Annotated in this window: 4 protein-coding genes; 1 reads left to right on the forward strand and 3 read right to left on the reverse strand. The window is 61.5% G+C overall.

Going from position 1 to position 7,375, the window contains the following annotated elements; all coding sequences use genetic code 11:
* Positions 1-54: 54 nt before the first annotated feature.
* Together J3P88_RS13765 and J3P88_RS13770 are read right to left on the reverse strand one after the other, a co-directional pair.
* Positions 55-1,917 (reverse strand): ATP-binding protein, encoded by a 1,863-nt coding sequence (locus J3P88_RS13765; protein WP_434575895.1) that lies wholly within the window; start codon positions 1,915-1,917, stop codon positions 55-57.
* A gap of 423 nt (positions 1,918-2,340) precedes the next feature.
* On the reverse strand, positions 2,341-4,044 hold the full coding sequence (locus J3P88_RS13770) for an ABC transporter ATP-binding protein/permease (protein ID WP_434575896.1): 1,704 nt from the start codon (positions 4,042-4,044) through the stop codon (positions 2,341-2,343).
* A gap of 199 nt (positions 4,045-4,243) precedes the next feature.
* Between J3P88_RS13770 and fhuF the strand changes: the two genes are divergently transcribed.
* A complete protein-coding gene (fhuF, locus tag J3P88_RS13775; protein WP_186704820.1) occupies positions 4,244-4,927 on the forward strand; it encodes a siderophore-iron reductase FhuF in 684 nt (227 codons plus the stop codon).
* An 801-nt stretch (positions 4,928-5,728) separates the two neighbouring features.
* On the opposite strand, the gene J3P88_RS13780 is transcribed toward fhuF, so the two are convergent.
* Entirely contained in the window at positions 5,729-7,375 is a 1,647-nt protein-coding gene (locus tag J3P88_RS13780) for a cyclic peptide export ABC transporter (RefSeq protein ID WP_434575898.1), read from the reverse strand.

Here is a 7,375-nt window from a genome sequence, read left to right on the forward strand (position 1 = left end):
GGCATTCGTCTGTTCCTTGTGACGTTGGTTGAACCTTCGCGTTTACCACGGGCTCTAGACCGCCAATTTGAGCGTAAAGGTCGCCCCCGTTCCCGGGCCGTCGCTGTGGGCCTCCAACGAGCCGCCCATCTCCATGGCCGCCAGGACGCAGCTGTGCAGCCCAAAACCATGGCCGTCCTTGCGCGTGGTAAAGCCATGGGCAAAGATCCGCGTCAGGTTCTCGGGCGCGATACCTTCGCCATTGTCGATGACCTTGATCACCAGGGTGTCTGCTTGGGGAATCTCGCTCTGAAGGATGATTTGAGGGGCCGGCTCCAACCGGTCGCCCATTGCCCTGCTGGCGTTTTTTATCAGGTTGATCAGGATCAGCAGCACCCGGTGCTTGTCCAGTTGCAGCAAGGGCGTATCGGCCAGGTTTCTCACCACGGTGATCCGATGCGCCGCGATGATGCCGGCGTTCATGCGCAGGGCATCCTCGATCAGTTCCTTGACCTGCACGGTTTCGGCGAGGCTGGATGGACCTGCATAGGATTGCTGGGCGGCGACGATTTCCTTGATGTGGTCGACGCTTTTGCTCAGTTGGCCGAGTTCTTCGGTCATGCTCTGTTGCTCGATCGCCAGTGCGTCCACCAACTGGTTCAGGTAGCCGGGCAACAGCTTGCCTTTGTCGTCGTGGGAGATGAAATCGCCGAGGTCTTCAGCGTGCTCGTTCATCATTTGCACCGCCTTGCCAAGCCCCAAGGCCTTGCTGGTGCGCAGTTTGCGGGTGACCAGATCGGCGGAGATATTCACGCTGTTAAGCACGTTGCCGACGTTATGCAGCACATTGGTGGCGATTTCGGCCATGCCGGCCTGGCGTGCGGCCGCGGCCAGTTGGACCTGGGCTTCGGCGGCGCGCAAGCGGCTTTGCGCCAGCTGCCAGCTCATCCGGGCGAGCAGGCCCACCAGCAACACCAGTACCAGGCTACCGCCCGCGGCACGCCACAGATAGGTACGCGCTTGCTGGTTCACCGCGGCCAGCTGTTCTTCCTCGGACAAGCCGACGATCACCGCCAGCGGAAAATCGTAGAGCTGGCGGGCACTGGTGTAGCGCCGCACGCCGTCCCAACCGTTGATCGAGAGCTTCGCCTCGGTGTTTTCGGCGTCCGGCACCACCGCCGTGTAATTGACCGCATCGCCGGCCGATAGCGTTTCCCCGGTGCGCCGTACGCGAAAGATGCCGTCCGTGCCCAGCAGCCCGAGCGCACCCTGGTCGCCGAGTTTCGAGGCGTCGTAGCTGCTGACGAAATAGGCAGCATCCACTTCGACCCTGGCGATCCCGGAAAGCCTGCCATCCGCGGCATCGAGTCGCCGGCTGAAGCGCAAGCGCCATTCTCCAGTGATTGGGCTTTTCCATGGGTGGCTGATGGACAACGAATCGCTGTGTCGCAGTGTTTGCTGTTCATCCGGGTCAGCGATGTTTTCCCGGTCGTTGACCCGCGTGCTCGCCACGAACCGGCCGTCCGGATTGACCACGCTGACGTCGAACACCAAGGCCGGCGGCAACAAGGCCCGCTCCTGGAGGCGGCGCAGGGGATTGGGCTCGTCCTCGGTCTCAAAGGTGTATTTGACCAGCTTGAGGGTCTGATCGATTTCATGGATGGCGCGCAACATTTGCGCTTCGTAGGTAGCACCCATCTCCAGGCTGGCCGTCGCGGCGCTCTGCTGCGCGCGAAGATGTTCAACCTTGATCAGGTAGAGGGTGGCGCTCCAGACAACCAGCAACAGCAGGGCGGCCAGCAGCGGGAACAGGATGTAGGCTTCCTTGGCCTGGTCGAAGAAGCGCCGAAGCGTGCTGGCTTCGGTACCGCCATCGGCTTCTGCACAATGAGCGGTGCCAGGGGCCAACCTCAGTGTCTCGGGCCGCTGGATCGGCATGGCTTGCTCCCTGCATTGTCCGACCGAAGGCTGGTGAGCATCCGACACGGTTACGGCTCGAAGGGGTGTTGCTCCTGAAGGCCCGAGCGAAAGAGCCTGGATGTGTCTGACTATAGACCACAAACTCTGCATGCCAATTATGCGAAGAGGGATGGAGTGTCGCGCAGGTCATTTGCGCTTTTTCAGGGATCTGATTGCGCAGCAAGAGGGCACATTTTGAATGAGCCCTGTGGCCCAAGTGCATCCTGTGGCGAGGGAGCTTGCTCCCGCTGGGCTGCGCAGCGGCCCCAAATCAGCCACACCGTTTCGCCAGGCACACCGCGGACACCGCTTTTGCGACTGCTGCGCAGCCGAGCGGGAGCAAGCTCCCTCGCCACGGATCTATCTTTCCCATGCTCTATTTCGTAGGCACAGGATGCGGGTTCACACCGCTTGCTTGACCTTGCGATGCACCCACTGCGCCTCGTCCTTCAGCTCCAGGACGTGCCAATGGAAGTGCTCCAGGGAAGCGCTGTGCCCGACGCTGATCAGGATCGTGTCCGGCAGCGTCTCCCTGAGCAGCTGATAGCAACGCGCTTCGTTTGCCGCATCCAGCGCCGAGCTGCTTTCGTCGAGGAACAGCACCGTGGGCCGGGCCAGCAGGGCCCTGACGAACGCGCAGCGTTGCTGTTCGCCGATGCTGAGGGTCTGTGACCAGTCCCGCTCCTCTTCCAACTGATCGGCCAGGTGTTGCAGGCCGACTTGCTCCATGACCTGGCGTAGCGCGGCATCCTCTTCGCGACGGGGCGGGTTGGGGTACCAGAGCGCTTCGCGCAGGCTGCCCAGCGGCAGGTAGGGTTTTTGCGACAGGGTCAGGGCGCGCTGGCGGTCATAGCCACTCGAGCCGCGAGCGTGATGCCACAGCCCGGTGATCGTGCGGATCAGCGTCGATTTGCCGTAGCCGGACGGCGCGCTGATCATCAGGCTGTCGCCGGGTTTGAGTGACAGGTTGAAACCTTTGAACAACGGCCGGCCATTGGGCAGCCAGATGTCCAGGTCCTTGATATCAAGACCGCTGGCCTGCTGTTCGTGCCTGACCTGGGACTTGACCTCGACGTTATCCAGGCGCTCCTGGAAGCCGACCAAGCGGTCGATCACCGATTTCCATTCCGACAGTTCCGGGAACACGCTCACCAGGTAGGCGATGGCCGCGTGCACTTCGCCGAAGGCCGCGCTTATCTGCGTCAGGCGGCCGAGGGGAAAGGCGCCGGCAAAGAACTGTGGCGCCATGATGAACATCGGGATGACCGTCGCGCTGCGCAAATAGAAGGTCGAGTAGCCCATGATCAGCTTCTGTTTCTTGACCAGCGCCCAGAAGTTTTCCAGCGCCGCGTCCAGGCGACGGTTGAAGCGTTCGTTCTCCACGACTTCGCCGCGGTATTGCGCCACCGAGTCAGCGTTCTCCCGCAGGCGGATGAGCGAGAAACGAAAGTCCGCTTCACGCCGCTGTTGCATGAAATTGAGGCTGGGCAGGGCGCGGCCCAGCCAAAAGGCCAGGCCGGTGCCCAGGAACGCATACACCAGGGCGATCCACACCAGCAGCCCCGGAATGACGAACGACTGATCGTTGAATGGCACGCTGACGAGGCTGGAGGCTTGCCAGAGGATATGCAGGAAGGAAAACAGCGACACCACCGACGTCAATAGGCCCAGGCTCAACTTGAGTGACTTGACGATGAACAGGTCAATGTCTTCGGCGATCCGCTGGTCGGGGTTGTCGACATCGGTTTCGGTCAATTTCAGCTTCTGGTAGCGCTGGCTGCCCAGCCACTGATCGAGCATGTTGCGGGTCGCCCAGCGCCGCCAGCGGATGGTCAGCTTTTGCTGAAAGTGAAACGCGCCCACGGTAAAGGCCGCCGTGCCGATCTGCAGCAGGATGAATTGCAGGCTGCCGATCAGGAAGCCGTGGTAATCCAAGGCCTGCAAGGCGTTATAGAAATGCAGGTTCCAGAAGTTGGTGAGGATGTTGACACCGACCAGGCACAGGGTCATCAGCACGGTGGCCAACAGTAGCCACAGGGCCGGGTACTTTTCCTCGGAAGCCCAGAAAGGCCGCGCGAGACGCCAGAAGTTGCGGAGTGTGTGCATGGAGTCTTGATGAGCCTGGTCGCTAACGACGTTGAGTTTGCAGGGGAGGGAGGATAGGATCAGCCAATGCTAATCGTTTGCATTAATTAGGGAAAGCCACGGGAGCCCCGTTATCGAATTTCCAGAATGGCTTAACCAGGCCTGGCCGCCGATACAGCGGGTCATCCGGCAGGCACCTGGCGATCAGTCTTCCGTCGCGTTGAGCCAGCTTGCCGATCCTGCCGTGCTGCAACCCTTGCTGACTCGATTCGCCCTGCGTTACCCGGGGGTGAACCGTGCCGCCGTGGTGTCGCAGTGGTCGATGAACTACATGAGCATTGTCTTGCCCGCCACCCTGGCCTGTGTGCTGACGCGTCACTGCGCCATCGAGTTCTGGGGCGAGGACGCGCTGCTGTGGCACGACGACGGCCAACCGGCGGCGCTGGGCCTGGCTGCCGGGGTGTCGGACTTGGCCGCGGATGACCGGGCGGCCTACTGGTCGCGGTTGGTCCATGAGCACCTGGCGCCACTGTTCGGCACATTGGCCGCCGCCGGTGGCCTGGCCCCGAAAATATTGTGGGGCAACTTCGTCGCCATCTGGGACGGCGCCTTCGCCAGGATGGACCCGGAGCTGTCCAGGGATGGTTTCGCCGAGGCGCACCAGTGGCTGGAGCCCGTCACGGTGAACAATGGCCGCTTGAAGCTGCGGGGTCTGCAACGCATGGTCGAGTCACCGGCGCCGCAGATTTGCCCCAGCTTGCCCTTGCGCCGGCATTGCTGCCTGCATTACCAACTGCACGAGCCGGTCGAAGGCCAGCCGCCCGTGCTCTGCGAATCCTGCCCCAAGCTGCACCGCCTGCCGGTGGCGGAGCAGGTGAGCTACCTGCATTACATCTATGAGTAGGAATGACCGCAGGTTTTGAACAGCCTTCGGGGTACTTGCCGGCATTCCATGTGGCTGAGCCACCGCTATCGCGAGCAAGCTCGCTCCCACACTGGATCTGCGGTGAACACAAAATTCATGTCCGACACAGGACCACTGTGGGAGCGAGCTTGCTCGCGATAGCGGTGGCACATCCAACATCACCGCAAACTGAGCCACCGCTTTCGCGAGCAGGCTCGCTCCCACACTGGATCTGTGGTGAACACAAAATTCATGTCCGACACAGAACCACTGTGGGAGCGGGCTTGCTCGCGATGAGGCCGGCACATCCAACATCACCGCAAACTGAGCCACCGCTTTCGCGAGCAGGCTCGCTCCCATACTGGATCTGTGGTGAACACAAAATTCATGTCCGACACTGGATATGTGGTGAACACAAAATTCATGTCCGACACAGAACCACTGTGGGAGCGGGCTTGCTCGCGATGAGGCCGGCACATCCAACATCACCGCAAACTGAGCCACCGCTTTCGCGAGCAGGCTCGCTCCCATACTGGATCTGTGGTGAACACAAAATTCATGTCCGACACAGAACCACTGTGGGAGCGGGCTTGCTCGCGATGAGGCCGGCACATCCAACATCACCGCAAACTGAGCCACCGCTTTCGCGAGCAGGCCCGCTCCCACAGGGGAAACGCGGACTCACCAAGCCCGTCTGGAAAAAGGCGCGTAGATTTTTCAAAAAAAACGGCGCTTTTCATTTCTGAAACAAGCGCCGTTTTTCCTGAGTGAACAGCATTACCTACAGTATTCAGGGTTTGCTCAAGACAGCATTTCGGCCAAGGGCGCGGCATCAGACTGTGGGGTAACTTCGCTGAGCTTACCGTGTTCGATGCGGATCAACCGGTCGGCCAGGCCGAAGTAGGCGTCGTCATGGGAAATGACAATCAGCAGTTTGCCGCGCTCGCGCAGGTCCGGCAGGATCCGGGTGTAGAAAAAGTGCTTGAACACCGGGTCCTGGTCGGCGGCCCATTCGTCGAACAGATAGCAAGGGCGGTCGTCCAGATAGGCGCTGAGCAGCGCCAGGCGCTTGCGTTGCCCGGTGGACAGCGCCAGCGTGGTCAGCTTGCCTTCCTCGATTTGCACCTTATGGTCCAGTTGCAGGTGGACCAGGTAGTCCTGCGCCTGTTTCACCAAGTGCGGATCGTCGCCATCGAACAGGTTCTCGAACAGGCAGAAGTCGGTGAAGATCGCCGAGAAGTGCTGCCGGTAATGGTGGTTGTCATTGCTCGAGGACACTTGCTCGTCGAGCATGATCTCACCGCTTTCCGGTCGGTACAGCCCGGTCAGCAACAAGGCCAGGGTGGTCTTGCCGCTGCCGTTGCCGCCGGTGATGAACACCACTTCGCCGGCATTGAGGGTGAGGTCGATGGGGCCCAGGGTGAAGTGCCCGTCCTCGCGCTCGCGGTAGTAGGTGTGGGTGACCTGGCGGCACACCAGGCTGCGGACCTGGGTCGGCGAGATCGTGTCGAGGGTCTCGTCGGCGGTTTGCATCTCGCCTTCCAGGGCGCGGATCTTGTTCAGGGCCACGCTGGCCCGGCCGAGGGTCGGCAAGGCATGCATCAGTTCCGACAATGGCGTGATCATGTAGAGGATCGCCAGGATATAGCCAGTGACCAGGCTCGCGCTCAGGTCGATGAAATGCGGCGCGGCGAACAACACCACGCCGATCAGCAGGTAGAACACGGCATTGCCCCAGTTCAGGACCAGGGCATAGATGCTCATGCCCCGGACAAAATCGCGGCGGTATTGCTGGCTCACCGGTATCAGCAGCCGGGTGAAGAAGTGCTGCCGGCGCGGATGGTTGAGTTGCAGTTCCTTGCTGCCATCGGTGAGCAGGCGGTATTGATTGAACAACTGGTCCTTGAGCTCACGAGCACGGGAGATCGAGGTCAGGGCCCGGCGTTGCGGCCAGTGAAAGCTCAGGCTGCCCAAGGCGATCAGCAGCAGTGTCAGGCCGAGCAGCGGCATGCTGAGCCAGCCCAGGTAGGCGAGGCACGCGGCGATGATCCCGACGTTGACCAGCAGGATCGGCACCAGCTCCACGGCCTGGCTGATGGTTTGCGTATCGTCGGTGAGCATCGCCAGCAGGCGATGCTTGCCCAGGCGCTGCAATTGCGCGTAGGGCGTGTCGATCAGCTTGGCGCTCAGGTGCAGGCGCATGTCGTTGACCGCCGCCTGGCCCAGGCGCAGCAGGCTGATGTCGGAGATGATCCGCGACACCGCGACCAACACCACCAGGCCGGCGAAGAGCAGGCCATCCACCGGGCGCAGCGTATCGAACACCTCCAGGCTGTGGTTGATGTTGGCGATCAGGCCGGCTGCCGCGAGGCCGCAGGTCAGACCCGTGAGGGTCGCCACCAGCAGTGCGCGCCAGGAGCGTTTAGCCATGAGTAACAACAGATCCAT

This window comes from Pseudomonas sp. Z3-6 (genome assembly GCF_051131985.1).
Classification (GTDB): Bacteria; Pseudomonadota; Gammaproteobacteria; order Pseudomonadales; family Pseudomonadaceae; genus Aquipseudomonas; species Aquipseudomonas zanjanensis.

Excerpts from the sequence above, each read along its gene's own strand:
- J3P88_RS13770 (WP_434575896.1), bottom strand. The coding sequence starts at position 4,044 with ATGCACACACTCCGCAACTTCTGGCGTCTCGCGCGGCCTTTCTGGGCT.
- J3P88_RS13765 (WP_434575895.1), bottom strand. The coding sequence starts at position 1,917 with ATGCCGATCCAGCGGCCCGAGACACTGAGGTTGGCCCCTGGCACCGCT.
- J3P88_RS13780 (WP_434575898.1), bottom strand. The coding sequence starts at position 7,375 with ATGGATCTGTTGTTACTCATGGCTAAACGCTCCTGGCGCGCACTGCTG.